This window comes from Glycomyces tenuis DSM 44171 (genome assembly GCF_000427885.1).
Taxonomy (GTDB): domain Bacteria; phylum Actinomycetota; class Actinomycetes; order Mycobacteriales; family Micromonosporaceae; genus Glycomyces; species Glycomyces tenuis.
The window spans coordinates 176,963-189,601 of sequence record NZ_ATYW01000001.1 but is presented as its reverse complement, the minus strand read 5'-3'; the positions used below and the strand labels follow the sequence as shown (position 1 = coordinate 189,601).

The 12,639-nt window shown below is 71.5% G+C and carries 11 protein-coding genes; all 11 read left to right on the top strand.

The features are described from left to right. Positions 1-281 precede the first annotated feature (281 nt). The 11 genes from YWW_RS0100975 to YWW_RS0100915 all read left to right on the top strand — a co-directional run bounded on the left by YWW_RS0100975 (position 282) and on the right by YWW_RS0100915 (position 12,630). A complete protein-coding gene (locus YWW_RS0100975; protein WP_155829782.1) occupies positions 282-533 on the top strand; it encodes a hypothetical protein in 252 nt (83 codons plus the stop codon). After that, a complete protein-coding gene (locus YWW_RS0100970) occupies positions 530-1,309 on the top strand; it encodes an MLKL N-termimal domain-containing protein (protein WP_035697516.1) in 780 nt (259 codons plus the stop codon). The genes YWW_RS0100975 and YWW_RS0100970 overlap by 4 nt, the downstream gene beginning before the upstream one ends. After that, the gene (locus YWW_RS0100965) at positions 1,284-1,727 is read left to right on the top strand and encodes a hypothetical protein (protein WP_155829780.1); all 444 of its coding nucleotides are present in this window, start codon (positions 1,284-1,286) and stop codon (positions 1,725-1,727) included. The genes YWW_RS0100970 and YWW_RS0100965 overlap by 26 nt, the downstream gene beginning before the upstream one ends. Positions 1,728-2,047: 320 nt before the next feature. Then, on the top strand, positions 2,048-3,331 hold the full coding sequence (locus tag YWW_RS35620; protein WP_155829778.1) for a hypothetical protein: 1,284 nt from the start codon (positions 2,048-2,050) through the stop codon (positions 3,329-3,331). Next, the gene (locus YWW_RS0100950; protein WP_026928622.1) at positions 3,328-3,714 is read left to right on the top strand and encodes a hypothetical protein; all 387 of its coding nucleotides are present in this window, start codon (positions 3,328-3,330) and stop codon (positions 3,712-3,714) included. The genes YWW_RS35620 and YWW_RS0100950 overlap by 4 nt, the downstream gene beginning before the upstream one ends. Before the next feature lie 2 nt (positions 3,715-3,716). Further along, positions 3,717-4,274: a hypothetical protein gene (locus YWW_RS0100945; RefSeq protein WP_026928621.1), complete on the top strand. Its 558-nt coding sequence runs from the start codon at positions 3,717-3,719 to the stop codon at positions 4,272-4,274. Then, positions 4,271-4,951, top strand: coding sequence for a hypothetical protein (locus YWW_RS0100940; protein ID WP_026928620.1), 681 nt, complete (start codon positions 4,271-4,273; stop codon positions 4,949-4,951). The genes YWW_RS0100945 and YWW_RS0100940 overlap by 4 nt, the downstream gene beginning before the upstream one ends. A gap of 221 nt (positions 4,952-5,172) precedes the next feature. Next, positions 5,173-7,860 carry a lantibiotic dehydratase gene (locus tag YWW_RS0100935; RefSeq protein WP_026928619.1) on the top strand — a complete coding sequence of 896 codons (2,688 nt, stop codon included), beginning with the start codon at positions 5,173-5,175 and terminating at the stop codon, positions 7,858-7,860. Further along, a complete protein-coding gene (locus tag YWW_RS0100930; RefSeq protein WP_026928618.1) occupies positions 7,857-9,002 on the top strand; it encodes a lantibiotic dehydratase C-terminal domain-containing protein in 1,146 nt (381 codons plus the stop codon). The genes YWW_RS0100935 and YWW_RS0100930 overlap by 4 nt, the downstream gene beginning before the upstream one ends. Next, positions 8,999-10,696: a hypothetical protein gene (locus tag YWW_RS0100920; protein WP_051325228.1), complete on the top strand. Its 1,698-nt coding sequence runs from the start codon at positions 8,999-9,001 to the stop codon at positions 10,694-10,696. Before YWW_RS0100930 ends, YWW_RS0100920 begins: the two co-directional genes overlap by 4 nt. Next, positions 10,693-12,630, top strand: a complete 1,938-nt coding sequence (locus tag YWW_RS0100915; RefSeq protein ID WP_051325227.1) for a TOMM precursor leader peptide-binding protein — start codon at positions 10,693-10,695, stop codon at positions 12,628-12,630. The genes YWW_RS0100920 and YWW_RS0100915 overlap by 4 nt, the downstream gene beginning before the upstream one ends. Positions 12,631-12,639 lie beyond the last annotated feature (9 nt).

The following is a 12,639-nucleotide window of genomic DNA, read 5'->3' as shown; positions in this document are numbered from 1 at the left end:
CCCCGTCAGGGCCGGTACCGGTCGCCGACTGAGGCCTGGTGAAAATCACGCTACAAGAAAGCCGATGTGGACACAATTGGTTGAAGATTCAAATATTTATGTGGATCGTTGCACCGGACTCCTCTTGTGCGGCGGGCGGAGGACTGCGGCGGTGGGCGGGATCTAGTAACGTTTCGGACACTGGCTGCTTGCCTACATACCGGAAGGTATCGGCGCGGCCGGGTGGCGAGCTGTGATCGACCCCTGAGAGGCCCTGCCCCGCAATGAGCTTGATAGACGACGTGGTCACCTCCATCGATGCCGACAAACAGGCCGCAGAGGAGATCGCCGTCCTGATCGCGGGCAGCAGGCGACAGGCCGAGGAAGTGCTCGGGCGGTTGCAGGCCTTGGGCGTCAAGGTGGAAGGCCACGCGCTGAACGCCGCGAAGCAGACGCTCGACGAGTGCGAGACGCAGTGCATCGCAATGGCGCAGCAGTTCGAGGAAGCGAGGGGCGCGGCTGTCGCCGTCAAGGGCGGCGGTCGGTCGGCGTGAGCGAGATGCGCGAGTTGGCCGAGAAGATCGAGGCCGACAAGGAGCGGGTGGCGCAGCTGGCGGCCAAGGTCGCGGCGACCAAGCAGGTCTTGGCGACGGCGACCGGTAAGGCCGTCGCACTGGGAGCCGAGGACATAGCCCGGAACTTGGAGCGCGTCGAACAGGAGCTTGAGCAGGCCGAGAGCGGCAGGGCCGTGCTTGAGGGGAGTTTGGAGAAGGCGCGCTGGCAGGTGATGGCCGCGATTCACGGGATCGGGCCGGGGGCACCGGCGAACCGTTCGGGTGAAGCGGGTCCGGCGGGTGTGCAGGTGGTCGGGCCGGACGGCGAACCGCTGTCGGAGGGCGCGGATACACTGCCGCTGTCGCTCCAGCGTGGAGAAGCTGGCAACGCAGAGCTTACGAGCGCCCCTGGCTCGTTCCAGAAGGAGCACGAGGGAGCCGAGGATGACAAGGGCGAGTCAAAGACCCGGCGGGTCAGCCAAAGGCTGGTGCGAAACATCCAGAGCATAGAGAGCACCTCGAAGAAGACCGCTAAATCGGCTTACCAGTCGATGAGTGAGGCCTATGAGCCTCCGCGCAATCCACAACTGTATGAGACGGTGGGGACTCCCGATCCGCCTTCAGCGACTCTCGGGCCACAGCCAGCGGCCAAAGCGGCGGTTGAGGATACGGTAGCTTCAATGCTCGTCATGGCTGTGGTAGCGGTGGAGGGTGTCTCTAGATTCGTGAAGGCAAGGAAGGGCAAGAGCGATGGCAAATTATCCGCTGTTCCGTGAGGTCATGAGGGCCGCCGTTTCGGGAGATGCGAAGCGAGCCGGGGAGCTGGATGACCAGATCACCGATGCAGATCGAAATGCTTACAACATCTATGTGACTGCACTGTTCTGCGGCGCGCTTGAGCATCGCTTCGCGACCGACCAGAGCCAGGCTGCGATCAAACGGTTCGTGGATGAGATGCGATACGACTATCGCAATGCGCAGCCACCGATCCAGGCGCTGGTGGTTGAGGGGCTCATTCGTGCGGTCTTCGGTGAGGATCACCTGCTGGATGAAATCAGTGGTGAGGATCAGCTTCGGTATCAGCTGTTGGCGCTTCGCAAGATCGTCGATCAGTCACCAGAGATGAAGTCACGGCTGGATGATTACCTGTCCGATGCGGAGACCCTTGCAGCTGAATTGCAGAGCGAGGGTTAGACGACTTCCATATATTTATATGCGCTTGTGGGACAGGGCCGAAGGCCCTGCCCCACAAGCGTTTTGCCATCTCGTCTAGACGCTTTTGGACCCGGTGTTGACGGTGAGTTGATCATGCGTCACCATGTTGTCAGCACTTCCGCGAGTTCACAAGCGGCTCTGAGGCTTACGAGCCGAACGGATTCGTTTACGAGGCTTTACGACGGATGCGCTCGGCGCTCCGAAAATTTCATAGGGCAGAATGCAAGCCGCCGCCCGGTGGCTCACGACTACCAATCTTGTTCCACCGGGCGGCCCCTAACACAGGAAGGAAACCTTCTGTGTCGTCTACGACCATACGCTATTCGACGCTGCCTGAAAACAGCCACTCGATTAGCCTCTCGTCCGCTCACCCGCCGCACCACGATCCGGCATACGAGACCCACGACCACGACGAACGCTTCAGCGAACCTGTCCACGGACAGGTTCGCGAGCACTCAGGCGCGTCTGGCCATGGGCCGGGTCGCGGGCTCTTCGACGAGTCTGCCCACGGGTCAGATCAGGGGTTCTCCGGCGGGTCTGGCCACGGGTCGGATCGCAGGCTCTTCGATGAGTCTGACCATGGGCCGGGCCGCAGGTTCTTTGAAGAGTCTGACCACAGGCCGAATCGTGGGCTCTTCGACGAGTCTGACCGCGAACCGGTCAGCGGGCACTCCGGCGCAGCTCGCCGTGAACCCGTTCCAGACACGCTCCGCCGCCGTCTCCACCTCGGCCTCGGCCTCGATCTCGGCCTCCGTGAAGCCGACCCGGCCGCGCTCGGCTTCCACTTCCGCGAAGCCGATCCCGACACCCCGGGCGCCTACCGCCACGACCCCTCCGACCCGCCCGCCTACGACCCGTCCATCCCGGACTCCGACCCGCGCTCCCCGCGCTACGAACCACCGCACCTGCGCCACCGCCCCGGCGACACCTTCGAAATCGGCGGCAAGCCGCACGATCCGCTCGACCCGGGACCCTACGGCTCCCCAGGCTGGTACCCCGACACCCGCACCGGTCGCCACCGGCGCGGCGAGCTGCCCGATCCCGGCGAGCACCCGCCACCGATCCCCTCCCCGGCCCCACCGGCCGACCAGCCCCGGCCGAGCCCGTACCGCCGCCACCGCCGATGGATCACGCCCGAACCCGACTCCGACACCCGCGATCCCCGCGACACACGCGATCCCCAGGAAGACGACACGCTCTACCGCTTCTCACCGCTCCGCGAGGGCGCCATGCAGCGCTTCCTCGAACTCTCCCAGCCGTTCCGCGACGCCCACTTCCAACCGCGACCGCCGACCTTCGCCGCCCGCCTCCTCTGGGCCCTGGGCTGGCTCCTGTGGGTCGCCGCCTGCGGCCTGCTCCCTGCGCCGCGTCCGCTCACCGCCGAACGCAAGCCCGCGCCCGCCGCCTCCACGGCCGCCGAGGCCGACCCGTCGCACCTGTCCGGCACGCCGCGTCAAGAGCGCCAGCGCACCGCGCCCGCCGTCCAGATGCCCTACATCGCCGTCTGGGAACGCCGCTTCGACGCCCAGTTCCCCGCGCACTTCCCAGCGCACCTCCCCACCGTCGAAGGCGGTGCGCTGTGAGCTCCAACTTCGCGCCGCACCGCATCCGCGCCCGCTACCTGCGCGCGCTCAAGTCGATGCCGATCCCCGTCAGCCTCGCCGACCCGCCCGACCCGGCCCGGCTCACCGTGCTCGGCACCGAACCCGTCGGGGATCGCCTGGTGCACTTCGGCACCGTCGCCTCGGCCCCGCGCCTGTGGATGGCGCTCAGTGGAGCCGGTCCGGCCGTCGAGGTCGACGGACGGCTTCTCGGGTACGTGACCGGCCTCGTGGTAGGCGAGCCCGACCTGTGGGTGTGCGACGGCGCCCACCGCGACTGGGTCTTCGACGCCGCCAACTCCCGCGAACTCAAACGCGCCGCCTCGCGCGTCTGGTTCTCCTGCGTCCAAGACTGCGAGGGCTGACCATGAGCCGCACCGCGAACCACACGAGCCGCACCACGGACCGCACCGCGAACGGCTCGGAGGGCCACGTCATGGACCACACCGAGCGCCGCCTGCTCTTCCGGCGGCACGCGACCGCGATGTTCCGGGGCCACCGCACCGAATCCCACCGGATCGAGCGCCTCATCTACCCGGACCACTACGCGGCCCACCAGCTCTTCATCCAGACGCTCTTCGTCTCCTGCCTCTTCGACCACTTCGGCGAGGAGCTCGACCGGGCCGAACTCCGCCGCTTCATCGATCGCCTGCGCTCGGAGCGCCCGGGCGTCTCGCCGCTCAAGACCGAGGCGCTCGTCCGCGTCTTCTACGGCGAGGCGCGGCTCTACACCGAGATCCCGCAGGCCGACCACTGGACGTGCATGTGGACCTCCGCCCAGATGATCGTCGGCGTCGACCGCAGCGACGCCGAACTCGCGGAGCTGTACGACCAGGCCGAGGCGGTCGGCCGCGAGATGGTCAGCGGCGTGTTCGCCGCCGGTGGCCTGTTCGGCTTCCGCTGCGAGGAAGGGACCGAACGATGACACCGGAGGAACTGCACCGGGCCGTGATCCGCGCCGTCGCCTTCGGCGACGCGGAAGGCGAGCACCGCTTGCGCATGCGCTTCCGCGGGCTCGACCACGACACCGCGGCCGACTACCTGCACGCCACCGCCCTCGTCTGCCTCGCCCACCGCTTCGACACGGCCGCCACTCCCGAACACGGGGACCGTGGCTTCGAGGCGTCGACGCCGGAGCGCGCCACGCCCGAACGCGGGGGCCGTGGTCTCGCCGATTCCGACCATGTGGGCCTTGACCGCGCGGGCCCTGAGCACGGTCCTTCCGACCACACGGGATCCGAGCGGGCCGGTTCCGACCATGCGGATTCCGGCCGTGCGGACCGCGGCGATGCGGATCTCGAGCCTGCCGCCTCAGGTGGTGCCGTTCTTGACCATGCCGAGCTCGGGCGGTTCATGGCCGAGCTGCGGGCCGCCGGGCCCGCGCTGCGTCCGCCGCACAACTTCCTCGAAGTCGAGGCCGTCGTCCGCGGCCTCTGCGGAGAGCCGCACATGATCGAGGAGATCGGCCCCAGGCAGCGGCGAGAGGCGCTCGCGTTCGTCCTGCGGTACCTGACCGACTCGGTCCCGGAGATCCGCGAGGACTTCGACACGGTCATCGACCGCTCCCAGGCGCTCCAGCGCCACTGGCTCGTCGGCCGCTGATCCCCGGCCCGCCCGCCTCCGACGCGAGGCGGGCGGGCCCGGCCGCGGCCACCTGGAACGCGGGGAACCACTACTGAGGGTTACGGATATCCCGCAAGGGCCTAACGGATTTCTGCACTGTCGCGCTCCGTGCCGCTGTCGCCATACTTCGTAGCGAGCGAGCGGCCCCGGTGATCAACGCCAGGGCCCTTCGGGAACTGCGACAGCGACAGGAGCCTGGCATGGAAACCGTTCCGAGCGGTGACTCCCGGCCCGCGCCGTCGATCCCGCCGCTCACCGCCGCGCCGCATCTGCTGCTGCGCGTCAACCCCACCGCCGCCGACGCCCTCCAGAGCACCGGCGCCGCCGCCGACCGCGCCCGGCTCGCCGAGCTGTGCGAACTGGCCGCCGCCCAGGAGCAGGCCGCCGAGAAGCTCACCGACCTGCTGTACGCCGTCGCCGGCACCTGCGACCGGGACGTCCGCCAGAGGATCGTGCTCCCGCTGCGGCGCGCCATCCACAACCAGCGGCTGCCCCGGCGCCTGAGCCGGACCGACATCCGCGCCGTCGTCACCGAGCCCGCGATCGAGACCTGGCTGGACAACCAGGAGCGGCTGGAGCGGCTGCGCGCCGAACTCACCGAGGCCCATCAGGAGCGGCTGTCCGAGGAGCGGGCCGCGCTCCGCGCGATCCTCGCCGACGAAGGACTGCGCGGCTCACTGGCGATGTCCAGCGAACTGCTCCCCGACGCCGCCGACAAGTACCGCGCCGCGCCCTGGGAGCAGGTCAAGAAGAACACGCGCAAATCCGAGGAGTCGCTCCTGCGGTACGCGATGCGGGCCTGCACCAAGACCAGCCCCTTCAGCCGCTACACCGTCGCCGGCTTCCTGCCCGAGCGGCCCGGAGACGACGCCGGCATCGGGCGCGTCGCCTCCGAGATGGAGTTCAACCGGGGCGTCCTGCGGCGACTGGAGTCGAAACTGAGCCGCCTGCCCGCGGTCAGAGGCGCCGTGCGCTTCCACACCTCGGCCGGGCTGCGCCTGGAGGACGGCAGGTTCATCGCAGTCGGCGACCGGGAGCGGCTCGGCCCCGAGGCCGCCGAGATCGCCGCCCGCCACGGCGAAGCGAAGGTCACCGTCCCCGCCAACCCGGCCTCGATCGCCCTCGTGCGGTGGCTCCGGTCCAGAGAACGGGGAAGCGCCACCTTCGCCGAGCTGGCCGACGTCATCGCCGAGCGCGTCCCCGGAGCGAACGCGGCCGCGGCCGCGGCCTTCGTCGCGAAACTGTGCGATTTCGGCGTCCTGGTCCCCGAACCGATCGTCGACGACCACACCCCCGACGCGCTGGCGGCGCTCGTCGCATGGCTGGCCGACTTCGAAGCGGACCCGACCGTCGCCGCCGTCCGGGCCGAACTCCAGCGGGTGCGCGAGACGCAGGACCGATTCGCGGCCGCCGGCCCCGGCGAGCGCGTCGCACTGCTGCGGGCGGGCAAGTCCGCCTGCACCGCCGCGCTCGAAGCGCTCGGCGACGACGCCCGGGCCGTGCTGGCCGCGGGGCCGATCTGGTTCGAGGACGGCGTCCTCGAACCGGCGTGCGGCACCGCCTCGGACTGGAAGCCGGTCCTGGACGACTGCCGCCGCCTGCTGGACATCCTCCAGATATTCGACGAGCAGCACGTCTTCTCCAGGGTCCTGATCCACCGCTTCACCGACCGGTACGGCCCCGGCGGCGTCTGCGAGGACCTGGACGCGCTCGGAGCGATGTTCCTGCCCGCCTACGACGACGCGCTCCAGATCACCGAGGGCTTCGACCACGAGCTGATCGCCGCCGACCCCGTCCTGTCGCGCCTGGTCCCGCTGCGCGCGGAGATCGTCTCCGGCCTGACCGAGCGGCTGCTGAACCCGCCGCCGGGCGCCGACCCCGCCGCGCCCGTGGAGCTCGACCCGGCCCTGGCCGAGCTCGTGGCGCGCCGCACGCCGTCCTGGGTGGCCGAGCACCCGGCCTCCTACGGGGTGTTCATGCAGCCGCTGGGCGGCAACCCGCCCACCGGAGCGGTCCTCAACAAGATCTACAACGGCTGGGGCAACTACATCAGCCGGTTCCTGACGCACGCCGACGAAGGGGTCGTCGACGGCGTGCGCCGGACGATCCGCGAGCACCACACCGAGGGCCTCACCGCCGAGCTCCGCCCCGTCCAGGGCTTCAACGCGAACCTCCACCCGCTGCTGGCCGAGGCCGACCTCGACTGGGACAACGGCGGCGCGCCCGACCGGCTGCCGCTGGACCGGCTGGTGGTGCGGCACGACCGGTCCAGCGACCGGGTCGTGCTCTGGGACCCGGTGAGCGACCGCCGCGTCCACCCGCTGTACCTGGGGTTCCTCATCCCGTACTTCCTACCCTCGCGGCTGCTGCCGCTGACCGCCATGGGCGGCAGCGGATCGATCTTCTTCGAACCGCAGGTCAGCGCCGACCGGGAGACCGAAGTGGACCGCGGCCGGGTGCGGCGCTACCCGGGGCTGCGGTTCGGCTCGGTCTGGCTGGCCCGCGCCCGCTGGCACATCCCGAGCGAGTCGATGCCCAGGCCCGAACCCGGAGAGGCCGAATCGGACTTCTTCGTGCGGCTCGGCGCCTGGCGCTCGCGCCACGGCATACCCGACCACGTGTTCGTCCACCCTCCCGCGCCCGAACTGAGCCCCGGCGACGTCAACGGCTACTTCGGCGCCTATATGGACAACCGCAAGCCGCAGTACGTCGACCTGCTCAGCAGGCTGCACGTGCGCCACCTCGACCGGCTCCTGGCCTACCAGCCCGGCGCCGACATCGTCGTCGAAGAGGCCAGACCGGGCCCCGACGAGCACTTCCCCGTGGCGGGCAGGCTGCACGCCGCCGAAGTGGTGGCCGAGTTCTACCGGAAGGCGAACCCGCGATGAACCTCTCCAGAGCCTCCCTGGCGGTGGCCTACCACGCGCCGGTCAAGCGCCGATTCGTCGCCGCGGTCCTCCTGCCCGCCGCCGAGCGCCTGCGGCGCGCCGAGGGCGTCACCCACGTCCACATCGCCCGGCACTGGCGCTTCGGGCCGCACCTCCAGCTCATCGCCTCCGGCCCCGACCACGGCGACCAGCTCGCGGCCCTGGACGCCGAACGCGCCGCCGTCGAGGCCGGGCTCCGGCGGCACGGCTCGGCGTACGAGCTCAACGTGGACGGCTACCTCGAGACCTCGAAGCAGCTGGGGGCCGCCGAACTCATACCCCCGCCCTACGAGCCGATCTGGCCCGACAACACGGTGCGGCGGCTCGACCGGCCGCTGGAGCCCGGACTCATCGAGAACCCCGACGCCCTCGATCTGCGCGACGCCTTCAACGAGGCCATGCTCGAACCGATCGGGCACATCGCGGCCGCAGCCGAGCACAGCCGCTCGGCCCGCCTGCAGGGCGCGTTCACCTTCATGGTGCTGCTGGCCGCGACCTACCCCGACCTCGGCCTGCTCCACGGCAGCCTCTCCTACAAGTCCCACCTGGAGGACCACCTCCAGGACCACGACCCCGAAGGCACGCTGCGCGCCGACTTCGAAGCGCGCTACCGGCCGGTGCGCCCGGTGTTCGAGGCACTGGTCCAATCCCTGATCGACGACCCGCTGAAACCCGGCTACTACGAAGGCGGCGACCCGGTGTGGCGGCAGTGGGCGCGGTCGCTGCGGCGCTGCTGGGACCGCGCGCTGGAGCTGGCCGAGGCCCACGCCATCGAGCCGTACCTCCACCAGGGGTACGCCGAGCGCTCCGCCCTCCTCAACGACCACCTGCGCCGCAAGTACGCCGTCGGCGACGACCGCGAGTACAGCGAGTTCCACGCGGCCCTGCGCGCGGCGGACTACACCGACCCGGTCGGCGGCCGCTGGTTCGCCGCCTACCGATTCATGGTCAACCTGCTGTACGCCCAACTGCTGGTCCTCGACGTCTCACCGGCCGAACGGCTGTTCCTGGCCCACGCGGCCAGCGAATCGGTCGCCTCGATCACCGGCGTGACCTGGCGGCAGATCCTCACCCCCGACGAGAACGCGGAGGCCGCGTCGTGAGCACCGAGACGACAGGGCGGGTCCGGCTGCGCGCCGCCGTCCACATCACCCCCGTCGAAGGCGGCCTGTACTGCGTCGGCTGGCAGGAGACGCTCAAGATCAGCGGATCGCCCGCCCTGGGCAAACTGTGGACGGCGCTGTTCCCCCACCTGCACCGCGGCGCCGACCCCGAGGCGCTGACCGCCGCGCTCCCGCCGCAGGCCCGCGAGACCGCCCGGCGGCTGCTCGACGAGCTGCTGGACAAGGGCTTCCTGCGCCCCGAGCTCCCCGGCCGCGCGGCGGCCGACGAGGCGTCCCTCCACCCCGACCACAGGCGGACCCTGTCCTTCCTGGACTCGGCGGTCGAGGACCCGCACGCCGCGTTCGACCGGCTGCGCTCGCACCCGATCGCGATCCACGGTGAGGGGCCCCTCGCCGAGGCCGCCGCCCGATGCCTGCTGAGCCTGGGAGCCGGCCGCCTGTCCGTGTCCGAGCCCTCCGCCGCGCTGAAGGAGCACGCGGCCGAGACCGGCGCCGAACTCGGCCCCCTCGGCGGCGGTGGAGCGCCCGTGCGCATCCACATCGACACGCCCGAGCCCTCCGCCGAGGCGGCGGCGGTGATCGGCGTCGCGCAGCTGTCCGACCGGGCCGTGATCGCCCCGCCCCGCCGCGGCGAGGACGAGGCCGGCCTCGCGACCGTGCTGGAGCGGATGCGGGCCAGGGGCGTGGACACCGCGTCCGCCCCGGTGCCGGACGTGGCCGCGGCCCTGGCCGGGAATCTGGCCGCCATGCAGGCGTTCTATCTGCTCACCGGCGTCAGCACCGAATACGACGGCCAGGCCTACCAGGTCATGGCCGAGCGGCTCCAGACCACCACTCATCCGGTGTGGGCCCGCGGCGAGGCCCCGGCGCTGCCGGTCGGCTCCGAGCGGCCCGCCGCCACCGACCCCGGCCGGATCGCCGAACTGTGCGACCCGGTCACCGGCCTCCTCCCGGACGCCGGGCCCGGCGAGCTGCCGCAGATGCCGATGGCGGTCGCGAGCGCCGGACCGGACTCGTTCGGCTGGGGTGAGACCGGCGACGTCGCCCGCTACCGGGCGGCGCTGGACGGGGCCCGAGCCCTCGCGGGCGCGGCCCCGAGCGAAGGGCTGTGGCCCCTGGACGGCGACCGGCCGCTCCCGGTGTCCACAGAGGTCACATGTGCCGGGGTCGACGAGGACCGGATGCTCTGCGACGCGACGGTCCGACTGCTCGCCTCCTGGCTCGACGACGCGGCCGAGCGCGAACGCCGCTTCGAGTCAGCCGGGGTCGAGACGGTCGAGGTCGAGGCGTTCGAGCGGGCCGCGGCACTCGACGTCGAGACCCTGCGCCCGCTGCGGGCCCCGGGCCTCACCGCGGCCTCGGTCGCCGCCGGAGGCCGCCGCCTGGCCGTCTTCGCCCACCCCGACGGCGAGACCGCCCGCCGGGTCGCGATCCGGCACGCGGCCGCGGCGCTCCAGGCCGGAGGCGAGCGGCCGACGGTGCCGGTGACCGCCGTCCCGCCGGACTCCCCGCACGCGGAGGACGCCGCGGCCTGGAACGCCCGCGAGGCCCTCGCCTCCCTCCCGGAGGCCGGAGAGCGGATCGCGGTCGCCCGCTGCGCGGCCGAACCCGGCCTGGACGCGCTCGGCGCCGTCGGCTGGCTCGGCGTCCACCGGTCCGGAGGAAGCCGATGACGGCGACGACTTGGCTCATCGGGACCGGAGACCTGCACTCGGTCCTGGCCGAGCGCCTCTCGGGCGCCTACGACGCGGCCGTGCCGAGCGCCGACGACGCCGCCGTGGCGCCCGGTGACACCGTGGTGCTCGCCAGAGACGGCTGGGACCCCGAACGCGACGCCGCCGAACAGGACGCCGTCCGCGCCGCCGAGCTCCTGCCCGCCAGGATCGTCGGCGACCTGGGCATCGTCGGGCCCTGGGTCCGGCCCGGCCTGCCGGGGTGCCAGCTGTGCGCCGAGCGGCGCCGACGCCTGTGGCGGCGCCAGAACTCGCCGGTCGAGCAGCTCGACGGGCCGGTCCCCGCGATGGCGCTCACCGCCGCCCACCTGGACCACCTCGCCGTGATCACCGAGCGGGCCCTGCGCCACGGGCTGCTGGCCGACCGGGAGACGCACGTGACGACCGGGCTGCTGACCGGCCGCGTCCACCGGACGGTGCCGCTGCCGGGCTGCCCCGGCTGCCGTCCGGTCCCCGACGACAGCGCCGAACTGGCGGCGATCACCCTGCGCCCGCGTCCCCAGCCCGACCCCGAGTCCTTCCGCGGCAACGAGTCCGGCCTGTCCGGCGCCGAGCTGCGGGACCTCGTCCACGACTGGCGGTACGGCCCGGTCGGGCACGTCTTCCGCTCCGAGAACTCCGTCATGGCGCTGACCAGCGCCGAACTCGCCCTCACCAGCGGGGAACCGGGGGAGGCCGGCCACGGCCGCGCGCTGACCTACCCCGCGGGCGAGACGATCGCGCTCTACGAGGCGCTGGAACGGCTCGGCTCGGCCAGCCCCCACGGCAGGCGCACCGTCGTGCGCGGCAGCCAGAACGAGCTGCCCGACGCGATCGATCTCCGCGAACTGGGACTGCACCCCGAGAGCAGCTACGACGACCCGCACTTCCACCTGGAGCCGTACGACCCGGACACCCCCACCGACTGGGTGTGGGGCTTCGCGCTCGGACGGCAGCGCCCGGTGCTCGTGCCCGAGCACGTCGCGTACTGGCACATCGACCGGTGGGGCCGGTCCGGCCCGCCCGCGCCCAGATTCCTGTACGAGAGCTCGAACGGCTGCGCCACCGGGTCCTCTATAGAGGAGGCCAGTCTCTACGGCCTGTTCGAAGTGGTCGAACGCGACGCCTTCCTGCTCACCTGGTACACCCGGCGCCCGGTGCGGCCGCTCGCGGTCGACGACGCCGAGGTGCCGAGCCTGCGCGGCATGCGGGTGCTGCTGGACCGGCTCGGCTACGACCTGCACCTGTTCGACACCACCACCGAACTGGGCATACCGGCGGTGATGAGCCTGGTCGCGCGCCGCGACGACGACGGCCCGGCGGCGTTCTTCGCGGCCGGCGCCCACTGCGACCCGCGCCGAGCGGTGGCCTCGGCCGCGACCGAGGCGGTCACCAACTGCGTGGTGCGCCACCGCATGCCCGCCGAGATGCGCGCCCGCCAAGAGGAGGACGGGCGGCACCTGATCGAGCACCCCGAGCGGGTCAAGACCCTCCACGACCACACGATCCTCTACAACTACCCCGAGACCAGGCCGTGGTGGTCCTTCCTGGACCCCGGCGCCGAACCGGCGACGATCGAGGAGGCCTTCGGCGACTGGCGGCGCGAATGGGTCCGCCGCGACCTCACCGACGTCCTGCGGCTCGCGGTCGACCGGGTGACCGCCAACGGCATGGACCCCGTCGTCGTCGACCAGACCGACCGCGTCACCGCCGCGGACGTCCCCGCCACGGTGAAAGTGGTGGTGCCGCAGACGATCCCGATGACCTTCGGCCACGTGCACCGCCGCACCCGGAACCTGCGGCGCCTGCGGACCCTGCCCGAGCGGCTGGGCTACCGAGCCCCCGGCGAGCAGCCGACGGACCCCGACGCCGTCCCACCCCACCCCTTCCCGTGACAGGAGCAG

Excerpts from the sequence above, each read along its gene's own strand:
- YWW_RS0100965 (WP_155829780.1), top strand. The coding sequence starts at position 1,284 with ATGGCAAATTATCCGCTGTTCCGTGAGGTCATGAGGGCCGCCGTTTCG.
- YWW_RS0100945 (WP_026928621.1), top strand. The coding sequence starts at position 3,717 with ATGAGCCGCACCGCGAACCACACGAGCCGCACCACGGACCGCACCGCG.
- YWW_RS0100940 (WP_026928620.1), top strand. The coding sequence starts at position 4,271 with ATGACACCGGAGGAACTGCACCGGGCCGTGATCCGCGCCGTCGCCTTC.
- YWW_RS0100935 (WP_026928619.1), top strand. The coding sequence starts at position 5,173 with ATGGAAACCGTTCCGAGCGGTGACTCCCGGCCCGCGCCGTCGATCCCG.
- YWW_RS0100930 (WP_026928618.1), top strand. The coding sequence starts at position 7,857 with ATGAACCTCTCCAGAGCCTCCCTGGCGGTGGCCTACCACGCGCCGGTC.
- YWW_RS0100915 (WP_051325227.1), top strand. The coding sequence starts at position 10,693 with ATGACGGCGACGACTTGGCTCATCGGGACCGGAGACCTGCACTCGGTC.